This window comes from Bacillus sp. FSL K6-3431, from assembly GCF_038002605.1.
GTDB lineage: Bacteria > Bacillota > Bacilli > Bacillales > Bacillaceae_C > Lederbergia.
In genome coordinates this window covers 1,820,316-1,846,120 of sequence record NZ_JBBOCT010000001.1, presented here as the reverse complement: position 1 = coordinate 1,846,120, position 25,805 = coordinate 1,820,316, and the positions used below count along the sequence as shown (strand labels likewise).

The window sequence follows — 25,805 nt, the reverse complement described above, 5'->3', positions numbered from 1 at the left end:
ATTAACAATGGTAATCCTAGTGTGGACTTTTGCTACGGTGATTTTGATCCCAGGGACTAGTTTCCTTGGGCATGCCCGTAGATGATTCCCTAATCGAGAGAATAGGTAAGCGCATGGCTTCCCATTTGCACCCAAGATTTTTCAAAATCTTTAATGGGTGCTTTTTTATTTTTTAGTCCTGTTAATGGGTCGTTAAAATATACATAGTCTTTATCATAGCCGGTTATTAACACGGAATGCTCTTTCATTGTAATCCGTATTTTACCTTCTTTCGTGTGCCATGTTTGAAAATAGGAGTCATCAAGTTCTTTATACTGAGAATTGATAATGACCCAAACTGGGCGAGCATCTGATAGTGGAATTTTCAATTCATCAAAGGATTGATTAGATAAATTTACGATTTTCCCCGGTAAATACTTTTCCGCCAGCTCCATAATTGGTTCATGATAGACACCTAGACCAGGTTCGTTAAATGTATACATATTACCAACAAAACCTTTATTTGGATTACCAAAGTGGATTTGTCCATTTTTGAAACTGCGTTTAGCCGGATCTTTTCGCACTTCTTCTGCTAGCTTCATTTTATCTGTCTTTATGCCTGCACTTTCAAGTAGCATTGCAAGTGATGTTACCTCACAGCCGCGCGGCAATTCTGGAAATTGCTCAATAACAGGTGCGTCAATTAAGACCTTTTCCTCTATTTGTATGATTGATGGTTCTTTTCCTTTTATTGCTGAAGCTCTCGCAATTTCTATTGTTTTGATGTTATCTGTTTCACGTATTCCCCAAAAAATAGCTGCAAATCCAAATACAGTGAGGATCGTAAAAGAAAACAATGTTGAAATTAGCGAATTTTGCTTATTTTTAATAAAAAGAACAGTTAGCAAAACTAAAACAAAAGCTATAAGGATAAAAAGCAATGCCTTCATGTCACATCACCTTCACAATAAGATTAATACCTATAATCTTATTATCGGTAAGGTGTCCAATGATTTCCAGTACTTATGATGAATACTCTGTGAACAAGATCTATTTTTGCTGGATAGATTTATAATAATGAGCTTTTTCTACATATTCCCTCGCAATTCTTTCCATATCTTTTATATCCATTTCGTTTAATTCCCGAACTACTTTGGCGGGCCGCCCAAAAGCAAGTGTATTGGCTGGGATTTTTTTACCTTGTGGGACAAGACTTCCTGCACCAATAAAAGCTCCTTCACCAATTTCCGCACCATCTAAAATAATGGAACCCATACCAATGAGCGCTTTTTTTCTAATGATACTACTATGTAGAATGACTTGATGGCCGATCGTAGCGCCATCTTCTATAATTAATGGCTTATTCGGGCTTTGATGCAGTACTGAATTATCTTGGATATTTACTTTCTCACCGATTACTGTGGATGCAACATCACCGCGAATCACACAGTTAAACCAGACACTTGAATTTTTACCAATTGTGACATCTCCTGTTATTGTAGCATAATCCGCAATATATGCTGAAGCATCTATATTAGGTGTTTTTCCATTGAATGGATATATAGCCATAATCGATTTCATCTCCTTATGATGATTGATCCTTATATTTTAGCTGAAAAAGCAATATAATTGTGATTATACGCATTACCAATTAAAAATGGCACTCAATATATGTAAACTGGGTAGAATAAAGTATGTTGAGGAGGTGTAACATGAGGAAATGGGAAGCAATCGAAACTGCTAAAGCAGTAATCGTAATTGTGCATGGAGCGATGGAGCATCAAGGGCGATATGGATGGTTGATTGAAATGTGGAGAATAAATGGATTTCATGTGATTGTAGGCGATTTGCCTGGTCAAGGACTAACGACGCGTTCACATAGAGGACATATTGACTCCTTTAACGAATATATAGAAGAAACAAAATTATGGCTAGAAGAAGCAAATACGTATGCCTTACCTATATTTATATTAGGACATAGTATGGGGGGGCTAACCGTAATTAGGCTTTTACAAAGTGTGGATGTGCATATTGATGGTGTTATATTATCCTCGCCTTGCTTAGGGCTCATGGAGTATCCACCACCACCAATTAATGCTTTATCAGTAGGATTGAACTGGATTGCACCTGAGTTAAAAGTGAACAGCTCATTAAGTATTGATTTAGTGACCAGGAATGAAGATGAAAAGATGCGTGCGATGAATGATAGCTTGTATGTAACGAAAGTATCTGTACGATGGTATAGGGAATTAATAAAAGCAATGAAAGCGGCAATTACGCATATTTCAGATTTTCCTGATGTACCGTTATTGGTTATGCAGGGCGGAGATGATAAAATTGTAAATAAGCTTGATGTTAGAATATGGTTTAATCGCCTAAACAATTCCGAAAAGCTCTATAAAGAGTGGACAGATTGTTACCATGAAATTTTTAACGAACCAGAAAGAGAAATTATTTTTAATTATGCTAAAAACTTTGCGGAGATGAGACTTCGAATGTTGGGGTATGTATCGACTAGAGAATGAGGTGATGTTCAGATGAGTTTGCCTTCACAGCCATTTTCCTTAATGAACCAAGTGTACAGAAATATTATGCCTTCAGTACATGCGGAACTTGCTTATTGGAAAAAACGGGCGGAAGAAATTCCGAATCAAGAATTAAAAGAACAGGCATTAGCTAGTATTGAGCATAAAACATTTCACTGTGAAGGTGGATCAATTATGGCATTAACGGCTCTTGAAAAAAGGGAGTCAGCCATAAAATTTATCGTTGCATACCAAACAATCAGCGATTATTTGGATAATTTATGTGATAGAAGTACATCGCTAGATCCGAAAGATTTTACTGCTTTGCATGAATCAATGATGGATGCATTAAGTGTCGGTGAGCTCCCGAAATCTTATTATAGACTTCGTGATGATCAAGATGACGGTGGTTATTTGGCTGAACTTATGCAAACATGTCAATCTGTTTTGAGTAATGTAGCAAACTATGAAACGATCAAGCCATTTTTGGTTGAACTTTGCCAGTATTATTGTGATTTGCAAATACATAAACATGTACGGAAAGAAGAACGTGAAGAAAGATTAAAAAGCTGGTATGCACAAAATAAGAGTAACTTACCAGAAATGGGTTGGCATGAATTTTCCGCTTGCTCTGGCTCTACTTTAGGGATTTTCTGTCTTGTTTCATATGCACTACGCAGTGATTTTGAGGCTAAGCATGCAGACATGATTCGAGATGGTTATTTTCCTTATATTCAAGGGTTACATATTTTATTGGATTATTTTATTGACCAGGACGAGGATCGAGAATGCGGAGATTTAAATTTCTGTTTTTATTATGCTAATGAAGAAGAATTGTTTACAAGACTTATTCATTTTTTAAACGAAGCGGACAGGCATACAAGTGAGTTGCCTGATACAAAGTTCCATAAATTAATTAATAGAGGGCTCATAGGAGTTTACTTATCAGATAGGAAAGTAAATGAGCAGAAAAAGGTTAGAGTGATGGCGCGAAAAGTAATGAAACATAGCGGTGCGGTGAGTTATTTTTTCTATTGGAATGGTCGAGCATACCGGTGGGTACAGCAACTGTTTTCAGGCCCAGAAAAAAAAGTATCTATTCTTAATCGATAGATAAAAGTACACTAATAAAATAAGGGAAATAATGATCGGAATTCCTACAAGTACGCGTTCAAAAAATGGCCGAGGCCGACCAAAACAGGGAATTTCGATTTTATATCAGTTCATGTTAATCTTTTCAAATTAAGTACGTTTATTAAGATAAAACTAGACTTAGTTTCCATAACTATCCGCAAAAACAAAATTTGTTAACGTAAATATTAACAATATGAATTCCTCATAAAAAAAGTCACGATCTTCCATTTTCCCCTTACCCTTTGGCTTCCATGGAGTATTGTACCATCTAATACCTACAAATCACGGATGCTATAAGGTACCTATAGAACTTTTAAGTGCCTACTTTTCTTCTGTCCAATATATTTCATAATAATAATACCAATTCAATGGATTATCACTAAGGTTACTTTTTTTCTATGGCAATGATAAATGGCGGACTATTTCTTTGATTGATGAAACCGTATTGTAAAACATGAGCTTTTTCTTGCTCAAGATCTTTTACGTATTGGAGCAATACATCCCGTTCTTCCGCACCTTGAGGATGACCAGAATACACAACCAAGACAATTGTTCCTCCTTTAGACATTACAGTTAGTAATTGCTCGACGGCGGAAATTGTCGTATCTGGATTCGTGACAATCGATTTGTCGCCTTTTGGTAAATAGCCAAGATTGAGAATAGCTCCGGTAATCTTTCTTTGATCATGTTCTGGAATCATAGCAAGTAATTGTTCATGTCCGCGTTGGAAAAGGGTGGTGCGTTCACTTAAATTATCTCTATTAAGTCGAAGGTTTGTTTGAATAATTGCTGCTTCTTGAATGTCAAAACCATATACATGCCCTGTTTGACCAATGAGCTTTGCCAAAAACAAAGTATCATGGCCATTTCCAATTGTGGCATCGACGACAATATCTCCAATATTTACGCTCGTTTGTAAAATCATTCGTGCAAATTCCAGTACACGAGGTAAGTTCATAATAATATCTCCTCTTTGTTATCGTAAAATTTCATTTACTAGCCATTCAATTCCACATCAAATGAATTCATCGCTTACTATTCGAAGTCAACCCAAATATATTTTTTAAACTGCTAAATATTCGACTACATTAATGGGAAGACAGTTTTCTTCTCATATCAAAAAAATTGTAACATAGCTTTACACTTTTGAGAACAAACTACAAAGGAATGTGTTATGTAAAAAGCATATTCAAAAAGCGGATGAGAGGTGGATATCCATGGCAACTCGTCAATCGATTGAAGACTGTTTGAATCGGTGTGAATCAGCCATTCTTGTCGCACAGGAGCAACAAGATCTAGCGAATAGACAAGAACATTATTATGATGTGGAATTCGGCGAAGCACAGGAGCAACTTGAAGTAGCCGTTAAAGATCTTGAAAAACTCTCGGACAGTTCTAACGCACAACAAAGAGAACAGCTTTATCGTGCCCGACTAAAGGTGCAGCAGTTGCAGAATAATATGATCCTCAGATCGTAATCATCCGCTTTAGGTTATAGAGGTAACATGGAGAATGGCACTAGGGGGTAACCCGATGTGCCATTCTTTATATGTCATATCAGCGCTTTAAAGAAGGAGCTATAATCGCGGAAAGCGAGTATCTAGAACGGAAATCAACACTCAAGAATCCCGTGTAGCGCAATTTATTTTACATATAAGTTAACTGAATTTACTTTTATTATATTTCGCGAATAATTCACTTGCGCCACTTCATGGAAAGGTCTAAAATTGCTTAGGTTATCGAAATATCTGTTTGGAAAGGTTGATGAATTACATGCCGAAAGCCTTATGGCTGTTAGTAATCGGGATGCTTGTAAATGTAACAGGTGCATCGTTTTTGTGGCCATTAAATGCTATTTATATACATGATCATTTAGGGAAATCTTTGTCTATTGCCGGTTTCGTGTTAATGCTAAATTCAGGAGGCAGCGTTATTGGAAATTTATTGGGAGGATTTTTATATGATAAATTAGGTGGATATCGATCAATCATGCTCGGCATTATCATTTCGGTCGTAGCGCTTACCGGGTTAACTTTTTGGCATGGATGGCCACATTATGTGATTTTTTTGATTATAATCGGTTTTGGGAGCGGAATTATTTTTCCATCAATGTTTGCTATGGCAGGCTTTGTATGGAAGGAAGGTGGTAGAAAAGCATTTAATGCTGTTTATGTAGCGCAAAATGCTGGGGTGGCAATTGGATCAGCGCTTGGTGGTTTTGTTGCATCTTACTCCTTCGACTATATTTTCTTAGCAAATTTATTGATGTATATTGTCTTTTTATTCATTGCCTTATTTGGCTATAAAAATATCGCAGGTCAACAGCTGCCGCAAACAAACGTAATACAACAAAGAAAACCAATTAAAAACAAACATAAACTATATGCGCTCATGATTCTATGTGCTGTTTATTTTCTTGGTTGGGTAGCTTATGTCCAATGGCAATCAACGATTGCTGCTTACACACAGGCCGTAAATATTTCATTGAAACAATACAGTGTTCTTTGGACGATAAATGGTGCATTGATTGTACTTGCACAGCCGGTATTACAATGGGCTCTTCGAAATTACAGTAATCGTTTAAAAGGGCAAATTTTAGTTGGGATTGGCATTTTTATTATTTCTTTTGGAGTGGCTGGAATCGCTAGTGATTTTAAAGGTTTTCTAGCTGCAATGCTTATTTTAACAATGGGTGAAATGCTTGTTTGGCCAGTTGTACCAACAGTAGCTAATCAGCTAGCGCCAAAAGGTAGAGAAGGATTTTACCAAGGAATTGTCAATAGTACGGCCACAGGTGGCAGGATGATAGGCCCAGTGCTTGGCGGTGTTCTTGTTGATATGTATGGAATGCCTGTTTTGTTTGGATTTTTAATTGGGTTACTCTTGGTTGCGCTAATTTTGGCTTGTTTTTACGATCGACCGCTTAAAGCTAATGAGTTACAATCAAACAAGCAATAGCTCGACTATTGCTTGTCTGGAAATTAAAGTTATATTATTCGCTTATGACTTTTCCCTTTTCGCCCGGTTTTTCAAGCCTCGTTGCACCACCATAATGTAAGGCTTGATCACGATCTGATTCAACTTTTTTCATTTCTTTTAGCTTTTTTTCCTGTCTATCTCTTCCCATTCTCATCACCTCTATATATAAGGTTTCCGAGCAGGACATATTTATACTTACTGATTATAAACACAGCTAATTCTTCTATCTTTATAATCTATATATAAAGATCCCCAACTCAAAGCGAAGCGTAGGTGGGGAATTCCCATGTGATTCGGCTTGCTTAAATGAGTTCACATGCACCATTAACAGTCGAGAGGTTTCACTTCGTGGAGATGAAAGTTGTGAAATACAATCTAATTGGACTTGAATTTATGTCTAAAATTATCTACAATAGGGAATACATAGTAGATATAGACGAAACAGTAACAAAGGATCAGTAGTGATTTTTTCCTGTAAGAAGAGAATTGGCGGAAGGTGCGAGCCAATCGGGATGATCATGAACTCGCCTTTATAGTTGTGCATGTGAAAGGATATCGAATAAAAATCCTAGTAATATGTACCGTATTCCGCGTTAAGGATGATAAAGCGAGTGTAAATTACACTAATATGGGTGGTACCGCGGGAGAATTCAAACCTTTCGTCCCAAGAAGTTTCTTTGGGATGAGGGGTTTTTCTGTTTTTATTTTTAGATTTAAGCGCATTACACAATTATTTAATATCACTTAGGAGGCACTAACATGGGTTTTAGCCATCATAAAATTGAACAGAAATGGCAGCAGTATTGGGAAGAAAACAAAACATATAAAACGGATGCTAATGGCGAGGGAGAGAAATTTTATGCACTGGATATGTTCCCGTATCCATCTGGATCTGGATTACACGTCGGTCATCCAGAAGGTTATACAGCGACAGATATTCTTTCACGTTTGAAACGGATGCAAGGTTACAATGTACTACACCCGATGGGATGGGACGCGTTTGGTCTACCGGCTGAGCAATATGCGCTAGATACAGGGAATGATCCGGCTGAATTTACGCAACACAATATTGAAACATTCAAAAGACAAATTAAATCACTAGGTTTTTCTTATGATTGGGACCGCGAAATTAATACAACTGATCCTGGCTATTATAAATGGACGCAGTGGATTTTTCTGAAATTGTTTGAAAAAGGGCTTGCATATGTAGATGAAGTGCCTGTGAATTGGTGCCCAGCACTTGGAACAGTGCTTGCTAATGAAGAAGTCATTGATGGGAAAAGTGAACGAGGTGGGCACCCGGTTGAACGACGCCCGATGAGACAATGGATCTTAAGGATTACAAAATATGCTGATCGTTTACTTGAAGACTTGGAAGAACTTGACTGGCCTGAGAGTATCAAAGATATGCAACGGAATTGGATTGGTCGTTCAGAAGGGGCAGAAGTGACGTTCGGAATCGATGGTTTTGCCGAAACATTTTCTGTATTTACAACACGTCCAGATACGCTATTCGGCGCAACATATGCAGTATTAGCACCGGAGCATCCATTTGTTAATAAAATTACTAGTTTTGAGCAGAAAAAGGCTGTCGAGGCTTATATTGAAGAAGTAAAATCAAAAAGTGATTTAATGAGAACAGATCTTGCTAAAGAAAAAACGGGTGTATTTACGGGTGCTTATGCGGTGAATCCTGTGAATGGCGAAAAAATGCCAATTTGGATTGCCGACTATGTACTTATGTCGTATGGAACTGGTGCGATCATGGCTGTTCCAGCGCATGATGAACGTGACTACGAATTTGCTAAGGAATTTGGCTTAGAAATTAAAGAAGTCGTTGCTGGTGGAGATATAGAAGAATCAGTTTATACAGGTGATGGTGCGCATGTTAATTCAGACTTCCTTGATGGCATGAATAAAGCCGAAGCAATTAAAGTGATGATTGACTGGCTTGAGAAGAAAAATGTTGGAACGAAGAAAATAACATACCGCCTTCGCGATTGGTTATTTAGCCGTCAACGCTATTGGGGTGAACCGATACCGATCATTCATTGGGAGGATGGAACGATGACTGGTGTGCCAGATGAACAACTTCCAGTCATTTTACCGGTGACAAATGAAATCAAGCCATCAGGTACAGGTGAATCACCACTTGCAAATATTTCTGACTGGCTTAATGTTGAAGATCCAGTGACAGGCAAGAAAGGCCGCCGCGAAACAAATACAATGCCACAATGGGCGGGAAGCTGTTGGTATTATCTTCGTTATATCGATCCAGATAATGATAAAGCATTGGCAGACGAAGAATTATTAAAAAAATGGCTTCCAGTTGATATTTATATTGGCGGTGCGGAGCATGCAGTCCTTCACTTATTATATGCAAGATTCTGGCATAAATTTTTATATGATATTGGTATTGTTCCAACAAAAGAGCCATTCCAAAAGCTTTTTAACCAAGGTATGATTCTTGGAGAAAATAATGAAAAAATGAGTAAGTCAAAAGGTAATGTGGTCAATCCTGATCATATTGTAGAAAGTCATGGTGCAGACACGCTTCGCTTGTATGAAATGTTTATGGGACCACTTGATTCATCGATCGCCTGGTCAGCAACAGGACTTGATGGAGCACGCCGTTTCCTTGACAGAGTATGGCGCTTACTTGTAAATGAAGATGGTAGCATATCTGAAAAGGTACGCTCAGGATCTGGTACTGAACTGGAAAAAGTATATCATCAAACTGTGAAAAAAGTGACGGAAGATTACGAGACACTAGGCTTTAATACAGCTATTTCTCAACTGATGGTATTTATTAATGAAGGATATAAATCGGACATTTTGCCAAAAGATTACATCGAAGGTTTTGTTAAAATGTTGGCGCCAATTTGTCCGCATATTAGTGAAGAATTATGGCAAAAGCTTGGCCATGAAGAAACATTAACTTATGAAGCTTGGCCCGTGTATGATGAAAATAAACTTATCGACGATGAAGTAGAAGTCGTTGTACAAATTAACGGCAAGGTTAGAGCAAAAATGATGATTTCACGTGAATTAACTCGTGAACAGCTAGAGAAGATTGCTGTGAACGACGAAAAAGTGAAGATCATGATAGAAGGAAAAACAATCCGGAAAGTAATTGCAGTGCCTGGGAAGTTAGTAAATATTGTAGCGAATTAATGAATGGCGACCCTCAGAGCATTGAGGGTCGTTTTCACGTGAAAATATAAACCCACCAAAATGGAAACGTAGTTGTAATTAAAAGCTTGTAGCGTGTTGTTTTGGTATAATGGAATTTATTCTATATCAATAGAAAGGGTGAAGATGAATGGCTGAAATCAAAACGATTACTCCAGAAGAGGTAAAGAATCAACTCCAAAGTGGAGGAACATTGAATTTAATAGATGTTCGAGAAGATGATGAAGTTGCGGAAGGGATGATACCCGAGGCTTTACATATTAAAATGGGTGATATTCCAGAGCGTTTAGATCAATTAGATAAAGAAAAAGAATATATCCTTGTTTGCAGATCAGGTGGACGTAGCGGAAGAGTTTGTGATTATTTGCGGGAACAAGGATACGATGTAACAAATATGGTTGGTGGAATGCTCGAGTGGACAGGAACTGAGAAACCGAAACTATAATAGGAAAAAGCGATTTTTGGATCATTCGAAAATCGTTTTTTTATTTTTGTATTGAATATTTAGACTTTTGGATATACTTCTCATAAAGAGGTGATTCTGATGATGCAAGTAAAGCTATTTGATTGTGAACACGAGCAGGATCTTGAAGAGGAAATGAATAAGTTTCTTGGCGAGTTGGGAACAAGAGATATTATTGATATCAAATACCATGTAGCAGCGATTGGTGAGGCTAGTGCGGAGCAAATATACTGCTTCAGCGCGATGGTATTGTATGTGAAATGAAAAATACATTTAAATTGGCCGTTGATAAATATGCTAGAATCCATAAATGATACCTTTTCTACATGATTAATAAGTGGTATGATACATGCCAAGGAGAAAGTGGAAAAGGTATTAGACCAGATTCTGAACAATTGGGCGAAGGACAAAACGGAATCCGTTCAGAACTACAAGAAGTGAAAACAGACCAGAAAGCGATGAATTTGGAACTACAAGAAGTGAAAACGGATCAGAAAGCGATGCGTTTAGAACTACAAGAAGTGAAAGTTGAAGTTCAATCGAATGGCGAAAAAATCCATCAACTTACGACAGAGATGAGGAGCCATTTTAAACAAATAGAAAAAAGACTAGATCAGCATCAAGAAGTTTTTCGATTCGTCTCAAATGAAACGAAGAGTGCCAAGATCGATATTGACTTCTTAAACGGAAAAATCGCAATACACGAGATGGATATTAACAATATAAAAAAACAGCTTCCGTCTTAACTACGATTCTACTACAGACATTAGCCTCATTATCTATCCATAATAATTACTTGGAATGATCCTAATTAAAAAGAACTTGCACCTGTCATGGACTGTACAAGTTCCCTCTTCAACTTTTTTCGCCGCTAACAGCCGCAGCGTTTGCTCCTGCTAATCTTCCTGTCACTAAAGCAGATGTAATGTTATACCCACCAGTGTAGCCATATATATCAAGTACTTCCCCACAGAAAAAAAGGCCAGGCATGAGTTTAGAAGCCATTGTTTTTGGTTCAATTTCCTTAACAGATACACCACCGCCTGTAACAAATGCCTTTTCGAGTGGTAATGTCCCATTAACTTCAAAGCGGAATTGCTTGCATGAAACGGTGAACGCACGGAGTTTTTCCATTGAAATGGAGGCGCAAAGATCACTTGGATCAATATCACTATTTTCCAATAAAAATAATAAATAACGTTCAGGTACAAGACCTTTTAATGCATTTTTAACTGCCTTTTTTGGTTCTTCTTTAATTTTCTTTTGAATATCCTGAAATAGATCTTCTTGTTTAACGTCAGGTAAAGCATCTAGTGACATCGTAACCTCATCAAGCTTCCATTTTTTCTGTGCCTTTACAACAAATTGGCTGCACCTGAGAACGGCGGGACCAGAGACACCGAGATGAGTGAAAATCATATCCATTCTATGAGTGATAATTGCTTTTCCCTTCGGATTGAGAACGCTTAATGCCACATCTCGTAATGATAATCCTTGCAACGTCTTTTCTTTTATAAAAGTTTCTGCAGAAGTAACAGGCACTTCGGTTGGGAAAAGTTCTGTGATCGTATGTCCGGCAGCCTCTGCCCATGGGAATCCGTCTCCGGTAGATCCAGTATGTGGAACGGATTTTCCGCCTACAGCGATGACTACCGCTTTACTGGCAATTTGTTCACCTGATTCAAGTAGTACACCTGCGATTTGTTCATTTGAATATAATACTTCTTTTACTGGCGTATTTACTTGAATTTCAACTCCAAGCTTTTTCATCAATGCGAGCATTGCATCTACAACAGACTGTGCCCGATCTGATACTGGGAACATTCTACCATGATCTTCCTCTTTCAGCGCAATCCCAAGGTTTTCAAAAAAACTAATAATATCTTCGTTATTAAATACGGAGAAAGCTCCGTATAGGAAGCGACCATTTCCAGGGATATGTCGAATAATTTCGTCGACTGGCAAGCGGTTCGTTACATTGCAACGTCCTCCTCCTGAAATAGCCAGTTTCCGTCCTAGCTTATTTCCTTTATCTATTAACAAAACTTTTGCGCCCGTTTCTGCCGCAGCAATAGAAGCCATAAGCCCAGAAGGTCCGCCACCAATTACAATCACATCATACATTATTCCGTTCAACACCTTGTTATTTAGTCCCCTCATTTTAAATTTACTCTGAGGGAAATGCAAACTTAATCACATAATGTACATTGTCAAATGAAGTCGATAGCTGTAAACTATTTAGTAGTGTCTAATAAAAGATAAAAATTATAGCTAATTTGCTATTATCAATAATACTCAGATATAAATTAATAACAATATTCTTTAATGGAGAGTCAGATATTGTATGTCATCTAAATTAATTCGTGGAACATTTATATTAACTTTGGGAACAATCCTTTCAAAAGTATTAGGTTTATTTTATGTTATTCCATTTTATGCAATCATCGGAGCAGGTGATGAAGAAGCAGCTTTGTATACTGCCGGCTATATCCCATATTCTATATTTATTAGTATTGCTACAGCAGGTGTGCCGCTTGCTGTTTCTAAATATATTGCTAAATACAATGCGATTGAAGAATACGCAGTTGGTCGAAAATTGTTCAAGTCCGGAATTTATGTCATGTTTGTTACAGGGGTTCTGTCGTTTTTAGCAATGTACGGTTTAGCGCCATGGTTAGCTGAACTTGTCCTAGAGGGGCTAGAAAACTCCCCATATACGGTTGCCGATGTGACAACGGTAATGAGAGCAGTGAGTTTCGCGTTAATTATTATTCCAGTAATGAGTTTGATTCGTGGATTTTTCCAAGGACACCAATCAATGGGACCATCTGCGGTTTCTACAGTTGTGGAACAAATTGCCCGAATTGCTTTTTTACTTGGTGGTTCTTTTATAGTTCTGTATGTTTTAAACGGTAATGTCGTTACAGCGATTAGTGTTGCTACGTTTGCTGCATTTATCGGTGGGATTGCGAGCCTTCTTGTGCTTCTCTGGTATTGGAAAAAGCGCAAGCCAGGACTAGATGAATTTTTACAATATGATAAGGGAACGGTTGAAATTTCGCTAGGCAATATGTATAAAGAAATCCTTATATATGCGTTGCCGTTCGTATTAGTCGGGATAGCAAACCCTATGTATCAATTTATTGATCAAAACACATTTGTTAGAGCAATGGCTGAGGCCGGAAAAGAAGCTGATGCGCTTAGTTCACTAGGTATTTTGAATATGACTACACATAAACTTGTCATCATTCCAGTATCGCTTGCAACGGCTTTTGCCCTAACATTAGTACCACTTGTGACGGAATCGTTTGTAAAAGGTGACAAACGTATCATGTTCCGCCAGCTCGACCAAACATTCCAGGTGTTATTATTCATTACAATGCCAGCTGCAATTGGTCTAGCGTTACTAGCTGAACCAATATATACAGCATTTTTTAAATTTGATCCCTATGCCGCTTCTGTATTGCAAACATATGCGCCTGTAGCGATATTATTTGCTCTATTTTCTGTGACAGCTGCTGTATTACAAGGGATAAACGAACAGCGCTACACAATTTTAAGCTTATTGACTGGTATTCTTATTAAACTAGCTTTTAATATCCCATTAATCAAAGCATTTGGAACGCAGGGTGCCGTTTACGCAACTGCATTGGGCTATACAGTCTCTATCGTGATTAATCTAATCATTATTAAGAAATTTGCCCATTATCCATTTAAATTAGTAGCAAGAAGATCGATATTGATTGTTATTTTTAACATAATGATGGCTATTCCTGTTTGGCTAGTCTACAAAGGCATGCTTTATTTTATCATTCCAGAAACGAAATTTCAGTCGATTGTTATTATCGTTATCTGTGCAGCAATTGGCGGAATCATATATGGTTATCTCGGTTTAAAATCAGGTCTTGCTGATAGATTATTTGGTACACGTCTCCAGAAACTTAAAAAACGACTGCGGCTATCGTGATTTACGGATAGAAAAAAGAGGCTACCGCGGTAAGCCTCTTTTTTACTTTAATAATTAATAATATCCACCTTGAGTATCTGTATGTCCAGGGTGCTCAGGTCGGCCGGTAAAGCCTAGTTGTCTTTCAAGTCTATCCACCCTGCGGTCCAGCCTTTCAACTTGTCGATCGAGACGTTGCACTTGCCTTTCAAGTTGATCTAGTCTTCTGTTTGTAGACTGATCTGGAAATCCCGGAAAACTAGGAAAACCAAATTGTTGCTGAGGTGGTGTTTGCCTTTCAGGATGCTGCGGTATCATTCCCATTGGTATATGCTGGGGGTAATTCATCATAATGTCAATTCACTCCATTCATTCGTTACTACATCAATAGCCTATGTAAAAGGTAAAAGAATGTTTGGGCGTTTTACCTAAATTGGGAAAGTAATAATAATTCGGAGGTTAACCCATGAGAATCGATAAGTTGCTTGCAAATCTCGGTTACGGGAGTAGAAAAGAAGTGAAGAAAGTATTGAAGGATGGAAGTGTAACAGTTAATGGAAAAACAGTGAAGGATGCAAAAGTTCATGTTGATCCTAATAATGATTCAATAGTTATTTTAGGAGAAGAAATTCACTATAAGGAGTTCATTTATCTGATGATGAACAAACCTAATGGCGTGATTTCAGCTACAGAAGATTCTCGTGATGAGACGGTAGTTGATTTGCTTGTTCATACTGATGCGGTCTACAACCCTTTTCCTGTTGGGCGACTGGATAAAGACACAGAAGGGTTCCTACTTTTGACGAATGACGGACAGCTAGCACATCAACTGCTTTCTCCGAAGAAGAATGTGCCGAAAACTTATTTTGCTGTAATAAACACGGTAGTAACGGAAGATGATGTGAAAGAATTTCAAAAAGGTATTACTCTCGACGATGGCTATCATACAAAACCAGGTGAATTAAAGATTATAAAATCTGGTCTCAGATCCGATATTGAATTAACGATATCGGAGGGGAAGTTTCATCAAGTAAAGCGTATGTTTGAAGCGCTTGGTAAAAAGGTAATTTATTTAAAACGTATTTCCATGGGACCACTTGTATTAGATGAATCTCTTGAACTTGGCGAATACCGGGAATTGACGCAAGAAGAAATAAATGTTTTAAAAGAATATCGATAATTTGTCAGCAAATAATTAATAAAGAAATGTGACAGCCACCGTGCGAGTAACCAGTAAATGGCGTGAGTGGCTAGTAAATCATGTGAGTGGCCAGTAAATGGCGTGAGTGGCTAGTAAATCATGTGAGTGGCCAGTAAATGGCGTGAGTAGCCAGTAAATCATGTGAGTAGCCAGTAAATGGCGTGAGTGGCCAGTAAATCATGTGAGTGGCCATTAAATCGCGTGAGTAGCCAGTAAATCAGTTAGAGTCCGTATAATTGTGTAAAAAGAAAAGGTCTCATCAAGACCTCACTTTACAATGTTTTCAACCACGATCACATTGAGGAGGAATTGATGATGACCCAACTTAATTTTAACCTAGATATTGAAATTTTAAAAGACTCAGTGCTAAATTCAAACCTGGAAGCGGTAGTAAAATCCACGATTGTACTTGTCCTAAATGAATATATGGAGAAGGAACGCGATGATTATCTCCAAGCAGCTGCCTACGAGCGCTCGATCGAACGCATTGATTACCGAAATGGCTACTACGAGCGAGAGCTTCTCCTTAGTATTGGAAGGGTTCAACTGCGAGTCCCGAGAACCCGTGAGGGACACTTTTCTCCCTCCGTGTTTGAAAGGTTTTCCCGTGTCGATCAGGCTTTTGTATTGTCGATGTTAGAGATGGTGGTCAATGGGATTTCCACTCGAAAAGTCACAAATGTCGTTCAACAACTGTGTGGAGAAAACGTCTCTAAATCGTTCGTATCTTCGCTTACTGGAAAGCTAGATCCAATCGTAAATGAGTGGGCAAACCGCCCCCTAAATACCATGTACTATCCGTACGTTTATGCAGATGCTATGTATATCAAGGTCCGGGAACATAATAAAGTGATTTCCAAGGCAGTTTATATCGCTACAGCGATAAATGAAAACAAGAGACGTGAAGTGATTGGACTAAAAATCGATCATGTTGAGAGTTTTGAGGCATGGCAAGGATTCTTCCAACACCTGAAAGGACGTGCTCTTCAGTCTCCAAAACTTATTATTTCAGACGCTCATGAAGGACTGAAAAAAGCAATTCAGCGGGAATTCATAGGCACTTCTTGGCAACGTTGCACTGTCCATTTTAAACGGAATATCATTGAACGATTGCCAAAAAAAGAATCAAAACAAATAATCGCTGACATGAGGCGCATCTTTAATAGTATTTCAGTAGAAGAAGCTCGCCAATATAAAGAGCAATTTGTCGATAAATATGAAGAAGAAGCAAAGGTCCAGAAAGCAATTGAAATTTTAGAGGATGGCTTCGAAGATGCCATTCAATTTCTCAACCAGCCTTCTCGTTATCATCGTTATCTAGCGAGCACAAATTCACTTGAAAGGCTTAATCAGGAGGTTCGCAGGAGAGAAAGAGTCATACGTATCTTCCCGAATAATCAATCTGCATTTCGACTTATCGGTGCAATACTAATGGATTATGAAAACAGAGAACGAAGCGGAAAAAAGAGTTTATAAAATGACAATTTCATCAAGTGAAAAGGGGGTACCCCCTTTTCACTTGATGAAATAAAATAGCCAACTATAACTAAATATCATAAAGAAAACATTGTAAACTAAATTACACAATTGTCTGGACTTGACTTGTAAATCATGTGAGTGGCCAGTAAAATCGTGCGAGTGGCCAGTAAATCATGTGAGTGGCCAGTAAATCGCGTGAGTAGCCAGTAAATCATGTGAGTGGCCAGTAAAATCGTGCGAGTAGCCAGTAAATCATGTGAGTGGCCAATAAATCGTGTGCATAGTAGTAAAATAATGTGATTGGCAGGTAAACTTCGGTTCATGATCATTAAAATGAAAGAGATTTACAAAAAACGCGGCAGAATTTTTAATAACCAAGTTTTAAACTCAAATCAATATAGAACGACTATTGATAACCTTTCTATAATCTCCTATGGATATGAACATGGTGAGCGGGGAAACTATGATTGAATTTTAATCATAGAAAGGGGGATTATTGATGGTAAAACGAAAAGCTGCGAGAAATGCTGTTGAAAAGTACAGTAAAACACCGAAGGAAAATATAGAGAAATCTGACTATACTGCCGAATTTGCTTCTGGAGAAGATCCGATGAAAGGAGCAAATCGTAATTCTAATTATGGTCGGAAGGGTAGAGGAAAATGATGAAAAGAAAAAAACGCCAGTACATCTGACGTTTTTTTCTTTTATCGAGGTTTTTTAAGCACGATAAGCTCATAAGGTTCAATAGTAGTAAATTCCCCTTTTACTTGCTGCTGTTTTCTATGGAAATCATTTGTTGCTGAAATTTGCCATGTGCCCGATGAAGGCAATTGTAGCTCGTAGAAATTTTTCGTAGGATTAACATATATAGAAAAATCTTCATCGTTTCCAAATAGGGCAAATCCGAAAACAGGTTCTGGCGTATTTAAAAAATGAAATCTTTTCCTAATCTCATCATTAGAACGCAGACGGAAAACATCATATTTTTTTCGAAGTGAAATAAGTGTTTTAATAAATTCTATATTGTCATTTTCTAACTCTCTTTTATTCCAATCTAATTGATTAATTTCGTCTCCGGAAGTATAGCTGTTTTCGTCCCCTTGTTTTGTTCTAAACCATTCTTGACCAGCATGAATGAATGGCACACCTTGACTTAATAAGGTAATTCCAGTAGCGAGTTGATGCATTTTTTTACGGTCGGAATCATTTACTTGCTTATTGGTAATTAGGAGTCGGTCCCATAGTGTATGATTATCGTGACATTCTACATAGTTAATCGTTTGGCTTACTTCGGAAACAAAAGGTTCCCCATAAACATTCAATGTAGAGCCGGTTACCAAATGAGACATACGTTCATTAAAACGACCATTACCATTAACATATCCTGTATCATTGTGATCAAATAAATTTCCTTTGAGAGAATCTCGAAAATAATCATTGAAAAATCGAATTTCCGCTAAATGCTGTGAATTGGAAGACAAAGCTTTTTTTTCATCATTTAATGCTGTAGGTAAATTCCAACCCTCACCTAGAAGCATAATAGGCACAATTTCTTTTGCACACCGTTCCTGAATGGCTTGCATCGTTTCAATATCAGTTGCTCCCATTAAGTCAAAGCGAAATCCATCCACATTATATTCTTTCAGCCACAATTCAATTGTATCTAAAATGAACTTTCTTGCCATTTTTCGTTCCGACGCAAAATCATTACCGACTCCTGTTCCATTACTAAGTGTGCCATCTATGTGATATCGAAAATAATATCCCGGAACAAGCTTTTCAAATACTGATTCATCCATAATAAATACATGATTATAAACGACATCAAGAATAACGGATATTCCCACCTGATGAAATGCATGAATCATTTGTTTGCATTCGTTGATCCTAGCGATAGGGTCTGTAGGAGTTAGAGAATAACTTCCTTCGGGAACTTGAAAAAATAATGGATCATATCCCCAATTATAACCTTCCTTTGGATGAAGCTCGTTGACACGGGCAAAGTCATTAATCGGTAATAATTGAACATGTGTAAATCCAAGTTCTTTCATATAAGAAAGGCCTGTAGTGTAGCTGCTTTTGGTATGTGTATTTATTTCAGTCAAACCGGAAAATGTACCTTTATCCACGATCCCACTTTCATTGTGAGATGTAGCGTCACGAACATGAAGTTCATAAATGATTGCGTCCTGCAAATGTTGCACCATCGGTCTTTTTGAGACATTCCTATCTGTTTTAGAAAAATCTACAATTACACTTTTTGTACTATTGGCGAGCATAGCTTTCGCGTATGGATCATTCACGCGGATCACTTTTCCATTGATCATAACCTCATAATCATATTCTAAACCATGCAGGTTTCGATGAATGATTAATGTCCAAACCCCATTTTGTTGTCGATTTAATACATGTCTATTATTATTTAAATATAATATTACGGAAGTGGCCGTCGGTGCCCAAATGGAAAAGTTTGTAATATCATTTTCACATTTAGCCCCTAATTTGGCATTCAGAGCTGAATAGTGCTCGTCGAACCAATTTGTTCTAACAATCGCTCTTGGATAGATGGGTATGTTCATATCCCCCCATTTGAGGATAAGCTCTTCTCCCATTGGTAATTCTTCATAAAATATTATTTTTACGGAAGAGCTATCACTATTACTTTCTAATCTGGTTTTAAAAAATCTTCCAGCTTCGGCCCAATATATGGTAGGACGCTCATTTGTATTAGGCAGAAGCGTGCTATCTTTGATTTCAACTGTTAATAGACGAGTATCATCAATCCAAGCAACATGTGTGACCACGAAAGCATCCCCTTTTAGATCGCATTTTCTTATTTCATTATATGTTTGTACGTTCATTCTGGGAAAAGTATCGACTTTAAAATAGAAATTCATACTTTTTCATATATAAATAACTTTATAAAATAGAGGTATTATCGTTCCATAATATATTCGACAATAACACTTATAACTCCTTAGTTTATACAGAGATTTGTCGATCGAATCTTCGGTTAATTATCCAAGTTATCTTCTATAATAGAGTTTGTTATCTATTTCACTATACATGGAAAAAAGTGAACAACAAATTATGAAGGGAGTTAACATATTTGGAATACAATATTTCCGAACAAGATATCTTTCTATTTCATCAAGGAACAAATTATCGTACGCATCACATTTTAGGTTGCCACTATATTGAGTGTGAAGGTGAGAGTGGTTACCGCTTTGTGGTGTGGGCGCCAAATGCATCGAATATACAGCTTGTCGGAGATTTTAATGAATGGAAAGGGAATGCCTATACCTTACATAGAATGACAAATGAAGGATTATGGGTCGGTTTTTTTACTGATATTCCAGCGAATATTCCATATAAATATGAAATAGTAACCTCGAATGGACAAAAACTATTTAAAGCAGATCCTTATGCTTTTCAATCAGGGCTCAGGCCAGCTACAGAATCTATAACCCCGGCACAATCCACATATGAATGGAATGATCATGAGTGGCAAAAACAAAAAGAGAGTTTTGATGCGCATTCATCACCAGTCTCTATATATGAAGTTCATTTAGGTTCTTGGAAAACAAAGGAAAATGGGGACTTTTTTACATACCGGGAACTTGTTGATACATTGATTCCATATGTTAAATTACTAGGCTATACCCATATTGAGCTGCTCCCACTATCAGAACATCCATTTGATCTATCATGGGGCTATCAAATAACAGGGTATTTTTCTGTAACGTCTAGGTATGGTCCACGTGACGATTTTAAATACTTTGTTGATGAGTGTCATAGGCATAAAATTGGAGTGATTATGGATTGGGTACCGGGACACTTTTGCAAAGATGACTTTGGACTTCGTGAGTTTGACGGCAAACCGTTATACGAATACGCCGACCCTCGTAAAGCGGAAAAAAAGTCGTGGGGGACGTTGACCTTTGATTTTGGGCGTCCAGAGGTACAAAGTTTTTTAATTTCTAATGCTCTATTTTGGTTTGAAGAATACCATATTGACGGCATACGCGTAGATGCTGTGGCAAGTATGCTCTTTCTTAATTTCGATAAACATGAAGATGATGAAAAAATTTATAATTCGTACGGTGGGGAGGAAAACCTGGAAGCATATGCCTTTATTCGTAAATTAAATGAGGTTGTTTTTTCGTATGAGCCCAATGCCTTGATGTTGGCTGAGGATAGTTCCGATCTGCCACTTGTTACGGCACCTACATATGGGGGTGGCCTTGGCTTTAATTTTAAATGGAATATGGGCTGGATGAATGACATGCTTTCCTATATGAAAAAAGATCCTGTTCATCGTAAGTGGCACCACAATTTACTTACATTCTCATTCATGTATACTCATTCAGAAAATTTTCTTTTGCCATTGTCACATGATGAGGTGGTTCACGGTAAAAAATCATTACTGGATAAAATGCCAGGAGATCAATGGCAACAGTTTGCAAATCTAAGATTGCTTTATGGCTATATGATGGCCCATCCTGGTAAAAAGTTATTATTTATGGGAGGTGAGCTAGCACAATATGCTGAATGGAAGGATAAAAAAGAAATTGACTGGCACTTATTGGATTACCCACTTCATAAAGCAATGTTTCAATACGTAAAAGCGTTAAATCATTTTTATCTAGAAAATCCTGGACTATATGAATTAGATCATAATCCAAAAGGATTTGAATGGATAGATCCACATAATATCGATCAAAGTATTATTGCTTTCCGCAGGCGAAGTAAAAGTCAGGAGGATGAATTAATCATCATTTGTAATTTTACGCCCATTGTCTATTATGACTATAAAATTGGTGTTCCAGTATCAGGAACGTATGTGGAAATTTTTAATTCCGATGAAGAGAAGTATGGAGGATCTAGTCAATTGAATGAAACTGATCATTTTAGTATTCCCAAAAAGTGGCATGCATTGCCGCAACATATCAAAGTAAAAGTACCACCTTTAGCGATATCCGTATTTAAACGCAAAATTATACCATCAATTGAGGAGGTCGTTTTATGAAAGAGTGTGTAGGTATGCTGTTAGCTGGTGGGGAAGGAAAACGATTAGGAGCATTAACGAAAAGTTTGGCAAAACCAGCAGTACATTTTGGAGGTAAATATCGGATTATTGACTATACATTAAGCAACTGTACGAATTCTGGTATTCATACACTAGGAGTTATGACCCAATATTCTCCGCTTGAACTAAATACACATATCGGAAATGGAAAGCCTTGGGATTTGGATCGGGAAAATAGTGGTGTAACAATACTCTCGCCTTATACAGCAAAAAATGGTGGAAGCTGGTATTCAGGAACAGCGGATGCTATCTATCAAAACATTCACTATATCGATCAGTATGATCCAGAATACATTCTGGTTATTTCAGGTGATCATATTTATCAAATGGATTATAGGAAACTATTGGATCAGCACAAACAAACAAAAGCAGATGCAACAATATCTGTTATCCCGGTACCTTGGGAGGAAGCTTCACGTTTCGGAATTTTGAATACAACAGAGGACCTACGAATCTATGAATTTGATGAAAAACCTAAAAAACCAAAAAGTAACCTAGCATCAATGGGTATTTATATATTTACATGGGCAACCTTAAAATCGTATTTGATCGAGGATGCTGAACTTAGTTTTTCCAGCCACGATTTCGGAAAAGATATTATTCCGGCAATGCTTAATAATGATCTCCGTTTATTTGGTTATCAATTCGAAGGATATTGGAAAGATGTTGGCACTGTACAAAGCTATTGGGAAGCAAATATGGATTTACTTGATGAAGATTGGAGTCTTTCGTTAAACAATCCTAATTGGAGAATATATTCCAATGAATCCAATTTACCTCCACAATATATCAGTGAATATTCAGTAATCAAGCATTCACTAATCACCTCGGGATGCCAAGTTTCGGGAACGGTAGAAAGTTCGGTCATATTTGAAAATGTAGTTATTCAACGTGATAGTTTCATTAACCAATCGATTTTGCATCCTGGGGTAAGAGTGGGTAAAAACTCAGTATTGGAGCGCGTCATTGTGATGGAAAACACAGAAGTTCCAGAAGGAACGTATATCAGGGTTGATTTGGACGATGAACCGCTTGTTATTGATAATGAAAAGTTAACAGAGATGTTATCACTTACTGGAGGAAAAGTCGGATGAACACAATGATGGGGCTAATTAATTTAGAACATGAGCATCACTATTTTCATGAATTAACATATTTTCGTAACGGTGCTTCTATTCCTTTCGCAGGACGCTATCGAATGATTGATTTTACGCTTTCAAATATGGTCAATTCTAAAATAGAAGAAGTTGGGATTTTCACTCGCAGTAAATATCGTTCTTTAATGGACCATCTTGGAACAGGAGAAAATTGGGAACTGGATAGGAGAAACGGTGGTTTATTTATACTACCGCCTGATTGGAATGATCCATCGGATTATTCGAAAGGTGATTTACAATTTTTTCATAATAACCGTGATTATTTTGCTCGTGGGAAATCCGAGTATGTTTTAATAAGCGGTAGTCAATTTATAGCCAATACAGATTTTCAAGCAGCATTTAAGTTTCATCTGGATCGTCAAGCAGATGTTACACTCATATCTACACATGTTAAGGAATTAACTTCGGAACACGATCCTTATTTTCGAATCGAATCAGACGAGAATGCCTGGTTAACAAATATCACAAACGATAAGAAAAATCAGCAATTGTTTACAGGGGTTTACATCATTAACAAAAAGTTATTAATGGAATTAGTTGATCAATGCATCGCACATCATAAAGATAACTTTTTTATTCATGGAATTAAAGATAAACAGTCCGAATTGAAAGTTCAAACCCATCAATATAACGGGTATAGTGCATTTGTTAATTCAATTGAAAGCTATTATCGTCATAATATGAATCTATTATCTGAAGAAAATTATCAAAAGCTCTTTTACAAGCCACCGTTTATTCGGACAAAAGTTGGAAATCAGCCCCCAGCGAAACATAGAAGTGATGCAAGTGTTAAAAAGTCAATCCTCGCAAATGGCTGTGTGATTGATGGAGATGTCGAGGGCAGTGTTCTATTTCGAGAAGTGGCAGTAAAACAGGGTGCTACCATTAAAAATTCAATCATCATGCAGCGTTGTACGATTGAAGAAGGCGTCTATTTAGAAAATGTAATATTAGATAAAGATGTCCATGTAACAGCAAACCAAACATTTATTGGTTCACAAGATAAACCATACGTCATCGCAAAAAGACAAATAATATAAAAAGGAAGCGAAAGCGCCCTGTTCATCGCCGTATGTGTAAATGGAATGTAGGTTACCAAGTCCTGTGGCAATATCCATGTAACGATCACATACAGTCCTACTGTGGACCTTTCTTAATCGCAAACAAAATAAAGAAGATACAAGGCGAAGGGGCCGATAGCTAGACAATAAATAAAAGAAGGAGAGATCAAGTATGAAAAATGTATTATTTGTTGCTTCAGAATGTACACCATTTATTAAAACTGGAGGTCTAGCGGATGTGATTGGATCTCTTCCACAGGCATTGAAAGAAAATGAAGGAATGGATGTCCGTGTAGTGCTACCTTTATATGATGAAATACCAGAAAAATGGCAGGAGCAAATGACATACCATGCGTCATTTGATGTTCCACTAGGATGGCGAAATCAAGAAGCAAGTATTTATACTTTAGAATATAACGAAATTATTTATTATTTTATCGCAAATGAGTATTATTTCACGCGAAAAGGCGTATACGGCTATTATGACGATGGTGAACGTTTTGTATTCTTTTGCCAAGCTGTGATAGAGGCAATGGCTCATCTTGACTTTAAACCAGAAATATTACATGCCCATGATTGGCAAGCTGGAATGGCTGTGGCTTTAGCCAAAATAATGAATCCAATTGCTGATATGAAGACTATATTTACGATTCATAATATTAAATACCAAGGTGTGATGCCACTAGGGACATTTGATGATTTTTTCGATTTGCCTGCTGAGCATTTAGGAGGCATGGAATGGAATGGAATGTTAAATTGCCTAAAAAGCGCTTTGTTTCATGCAGACAAAATAACTACTGTTAGCCCTAGTTATGCAGATGAAATAAAAGATCCATACTATAGTGAAGGACTGCATTCACTTCTTTTAGAAAGGTCAGATGATATTATAGGTATCCTTAATGGCATCGACACAAAGGATTATAATCCTTTGACGGATCCATCAATACCAGTGAAATATCGTTCCTCGAGAGCAAGTAAAAAGGCAAATAAAATCGCGATACAAGAAAAGGTAGGTTTGCCAGTTGATGGCGAAAAACCTCTTTATATTATTATTACTCGATTAGTCGAGCAAAAAGGATTGCATCTTCTCCAACATATTTTAGATGATTTTCTTCAGGAGGACGTTCAATTAATCATATTAGGAACTGGTGATGAAGCTTTCGAAATGTACTTTTCAGATGCTGCTCATCGATATCCAGAGAAACTAGTAACGTTGTTAACCTTTGATGAGGGGGTAGCTCGACAATTATATGCAAGTGCTGACTACTTCATCATGCCGTCCAAGTTTGAACCTTGTGGGTTAGCGCAACTTATTGCTTTGCAATATAAAACCGTTCCAATCGTGCGTGAAACGGGAGGCTTAAAAGATACTGTCTTTCCCTTTAATGAATTAACTGGTGAAGGTAACGGATTTAGCTTTACAAATTATAATGCTCATGAACTTTTGACTGTTTTACATTATTCTTTGACTATATATCACAGCCGTTCCCTATGGTTACAGCTTTTAAAAAATGTGAATAAAAGCCAGTTTAGCTGGAAAGATTCAGCACGTGAATATGCAATTATGTATGAGCAATTATCACCAATATATGTATAGGG

The 25,805-nt window shown here is 37.3% G+C and carries 23 protein-coding genes and 1 other annotated feature; of the genes, 16 read left to right on the top strand and 7 right to left on the bottom strand.

The features are described 5' to 3' along the window. Positions 1–89 precede the first annotated feature (89 nt). Positions 90–929, bottom strand: a complete 840-nt coding sequence (locus tag MHB53_RS09440) for a C39 family peptidase (protein WP_340917545.1) — start codon at positions 927–929, stop codon at positions 90–92. A 100-nt stretch (positions 930–1,029) separates the two neighbouring features. Further along, positions 1,030–1,548, bottom strand: coding sequence for a gamma carbonic anhydrase (locus MHB53_RS09435; RefSeq protein WP_340917542.1), 519 nt, complete (start codon positions 1,546–1,548; stop codon positions 1,030–1,032). Positions 1,549–1,691: 143 nt separating this feature from the next. Here MHB53_RS09435 and MHB53_RS09430 point away from each other — a divergent pair, with 143 nt between their 5' ends. Continuing rightward, entirely contained in the window at positions 1,692–2,504 is an 813-nt protein-coding gene (locus tag MHB53_RS09430; RefSeq protein ID WP_340917540.1) for an alpha/beta hydrolase, read from the top strand. Positions 2,505–2,516: 12 nt separating this feature from the next. Beyond that, the gene (locus MHB53_RS09425; RefSeq protein ID WP_340917538.1) at positions 2,517–3,617 is read left to right on the top strand and encodes a tetraprenyl-beta-curcumene synthase family protein; all 1,101 of its coding nucleotides are present in this window, start codon (positions 2,517–2,519) and stop codon (positions 3,615–3,617) included. Between the two features lie 406 nt (positions 3,618–4,023). Here MHB53_RS09425 and MHB53_RS09420 read toward each other — a convergent pair whose 3' ends face one another. Then, a complete protein-coding gene (locus tag MHB53_RS09420; protein ID WP_340917536.1) occupies positions 4,024–4,596 on the bottom strand; it encodes a class I SAM-dependent methyltransferase in 573 nt (190 codons plus the stop codon). Positions 4,597–4,855: 259 nt separating this feature from the next. On the opposite strand from MHB53_RS09420, the gene MHB53_RS09415 reads away from it, so the two are divergent. Both MHB53_RS09415 and MHB53_RS09410 read left to right on the top strand, forming a co-directional pair. Beyond that, positions 4,856–5,116: a YtzC family protein gene (locus tag MHB53_RS09415; protein WP_340917534.1), complete on the top strand. Its 261-nt coding sequence runs from the start codon at positions 4,856–4,858 to the stop codon at positions 5,114–5,116. 295 nt (positions 5,117–5,411) lie between these two features. Next, entirely contained in the window at positions 5,412–6,596 is a 1,185-nt protein-coding gene (locus tag MHB53_RS09410; RefSeq protein ID WP_340917532.1) for an MDR family MFS transporter, read from the top strand. 34 nt (positions 6,597–6,630) lie between these two features. Here MHB53_RS09410 and MHB53_RS09405 read toward each other — a convergent pair whose 3' ends face one another. Beyond that, the gene (locus MHB53_RS09405) at positions 6,631–6,765 is read right to left on the bottom strand and encodes a YpzI family protein (RefSeq protein WP_340917528.1); all 135 of its coding nucleotides are present in this window, start codon (positions 6,763–6,765) and stop codon (positions 6,631–6,633) included. A 287-nt stretch (positions 6,766–7,052) separates the two neighbouring features. After that, positions 7,053–7,287 (top strand) — a binding site (T-box leader). 89 nt (positions 7,288–7,376) lie between these two features. Between MHB53_RS09405 and leuS the strand changes: the two genes are divergently transcribed. The 4 genes from leuS (at position 7,377) to MHB53_RS09385 (ending at position 11,018) form a co-directional block, all read left to right on the top strand. Next, a complete protein-coding gene (gene leuS / locus MHB53_RS09400) occupies positions 7,377–9,791 on the top strand; it encodes a leucine--tRNA ligase (RefSeq protein WP_340917526.1) in 2,415 nt (804 codons plus the stop codon). A 148-nt stretch (positions 9,792–9,939) separates the two neighbouring features. Beyond that, complete coding sequence (locus MHB53_RS09395; RefSeq protein ID WP_340917525.1) at positions 9,940–10,254, top strand: rhodanese-like domain-containing protein; 315 nt, start codon at positions 9,940–9,942, stop codon at positions 10,252–10,254. A 99-nt stretch (positions 10,255–10,353) separates the two neighbouring features. Then, entirely contained in the window at positions 10,354–10,536 is a 183-nt protein-coding gene (locus tag MHB53_RS09390) for a sporulation protein Cse60 (protein WP_340917523.1), read from the top strand. Positions 10,537–10,598: 62 nt separating this feature from the next. After that, entirely contained in the window at positions 10,599–11,018 is a 420-nt protein-coding gene (locus MHB53_RS09385; RefSeq protein WP_340917521.1) for a hypothetical protein, read from the top strand. A gap of 109 nt (positions 11,019–11,127) precedes the next feature. Here the strand turns inward: MHB53_RS09385 and MHB53_RS09380 are convergent, their stop codons facing one another. Continuing rightward, entirely contained in the window at positions 11,128–12,399 is a 1,272-nt protein-coding gene (locus MHB53_RS09380; protein ID WP_340924576.1) for a BaiN/RdsA family NAD(P)/FAD-dependent oxidoreductase, read from the bottom strand. 217 nt (positions 12,400–12,616) lie between these two features. Here MHB53_RS09380 and MHB53_RS09375 point away from each other — a divergent pair, with 217 nt between their 5' ends. Beyond that, positions 12,617–14,239 (top strand): putative polysaccharide biosynthesis protein, encoded by a 1,623-nt coding sequence (locus tag MHB53_RS09375; RefSeq protein WP_340917519.1) that lies wholly within the window; start codon positions 12,617–12,619, stop codon positions 14,237–14,239. 54 nt (positions 14,240–14,293) lie between these two features. On the opposite strand, the gene MHB53_RS09370 is transcribed toward MHB53_RS09375, so the two are convergent. Next, entirely contained in the window at positions 14,294–14,569 is a 276-nt protein-coding gene (locus MHB53_RS09370; protein ID WP_340917515.1) for a bZIP transcription factor, read from the bottom strand. A 115-nt stretch (positions 14,570–14,684) separates the two neighbouring features. On the opposite strand from MHB53_RS09370, the gene MHB53_RS09365 reads away from it, so the two are divergent. The 3 genes from MHB53_RS09365 (at position 14,685) to MHB53_RS09355 (ending at position 17,562) form a co-directional block, all read left to right on the top strand. Continuing rightward, a complete protein-coding gene (locus MHB53_RS09365; RefSeq protein WP_340917513.1) occupies positions 14,685–15,398 on the top strand; it encodes a pseudouridine synthase in 714 nt (237 codons plus the stop codon). A 336-nt stretch (positions 15,399–15,734) separates the two neighbouring features. Next, on the top strand, positions 15,735–16,895 hold the full coding sequence (locus MHB53_RS09360) for an IS256 family transposase (RefSeq protein WP_340924574.1): 1,161 nt from the start codon (positions 15,735–15,737) through the stop codon (positions 16,893–16,895). 502 nt (positions 16,896–17,397) lie between these two features. Continuing rightward, complete coding sequence (locus MHB53_RS09355; protein WP_340917511.1) at positions 17,398–17,562, top strand: hypothetical protein; 165 nt, start codon at positions 17,398–17,400, stop codon at positions 17,560–17,562. Positions 17,563–17,603: 41 nt separating this feature from the next. On the opposite strand, the gene pulA is transcribed toward MHB53_RS09355, so the two are convergent. After that, positions 17,604–19,703 carry a type I pullulanase gene (gene pulA, locus MHB53_RS09350; RefSeq protein WP_340917508.1) on the bottom strand — a complete coding sequence of 700 codons (2,100 nt, stop codon included), beginning with the start codon at positions 19,701–19,703 and terminating at the stop codon, positions 17,604–17,606. Positions 19,704–20,008: 305 nt separating this feature from the next. On the opposite strand from pulA, the gene glgB reads away from it, so the two are divergent. The 4 genes from glgB (at position 20,009) to glgA (ending at position 25,803) form a co-directional block, all read left to right on the top strand. Further along, on the top strand, positions 20,009–21,928 hold the full coding sequence (gene glgB / locus MHB53_RS09345; RefSeq protein ID WP_340917506.1) for a 1,4-alpha-glucan branching protein GlgB: 1,920 nt from the start codon (positions 20,009–20,011) through the stop codon (positions 21,926–21,928). Then, positions 21,925–23,082, top strand: coding sequence for a glucose-1-phosphate adenylyltransferase (locus tag MHB53_RS09340; RefSeq protein ID WP_340917503.1), 1,158 nt, complete (start codon positions 21,925–21,927; stop codon positions 23,080–23,082). The genes glgB and MHB53_RS09340 overlap by 4 nt, the downstream gene beginning before the upstream one ends. Then, positions 23,079–24,185 (top strand): glucose-1-phosphate adenylyltransferase subunit GlgD, encoded by a 1,107-nt coding sequence (glgD, locus tag MHB53_RS09335; RefSeq protein WP_340917501.1) that lies wholly within the window; start codon positions 23,079–23,081, stop codon positions 24,183–24,185. The genes MHB53_RS09340 and glgD overlap by 4 nt, the downstream gene beginning before the upstream one ends. Before the next feature lie 193 nt (positions 24,186–24,378). Then, complete coding sequence (glgA, locus tag MHB53_RS09330; protein ID WP_340917497.1) at positions 24,379–25,803, top strand: glycogen synthase GlgA; 1,425 nt, start codon at positions 24,379–24,381, stop codon at positions 25,801–25,803. The last annotated feature ends 2 nt before the right edge of the window (positions 25,804–25,805 follow it).